Consider the following 334-nt stretch of genomic DNA (forward strand, 5'->3'; position numbering starts at 1 on the left):
GCAGTCGCAGACCTGGCGAAACTCTTCAACACTACCCTGCGGATGATGCGGGCAATAATAGATACCATCCAGATCGACATCTCGGTCCGCCAGCGACCAGTCCATCCACTCGGTCAGCGTTTCAAACTGTGCTTCGGTAAATTTACCGCGAGCAATGCCAGACTGGTTGGTTACTACCACCAGCGCAAACCCCATTTTTTTTAGCTCGCGCATGGCGTCAATAACACCGTCGATAAATTCAAAGTTGTCGATCTCATGGACATAGCCGTGATCGACATTAATGGTGCCATCACGGTCAAGAAAAATTGCGGGTACGCTCTTCGCCACCTTTTAT

General features: G+C 50.0%; 1 protein-coding gene. It reads right to left on the reverse strand.

Features of this window, described 5'->3' with window-relative positions:
• On the reverse strand, positions 1 to 327 hold a 327-nt coding region (gmhB, locus tag FN960_RS23705), incomplete at its 3' end, for a D-glycero-beta-D-manno-heptose 1,7-bisphosphate 7-phosphatase (protein ID WP_143850785.1).
• Positions 328 to 334 lie beyond the last annotated feature (7 nt).

Origin of the sequence: Alkalicoccobacillus porphyridii, from assembly GCF_007293315.1 — a bacterium.
GTDB lineage: Bacteria > Bacillota > Bacilli > Bacillales > Bacillaceae_D > Alkalicoccobacillus > Alkalicoccobacillus porphyridii.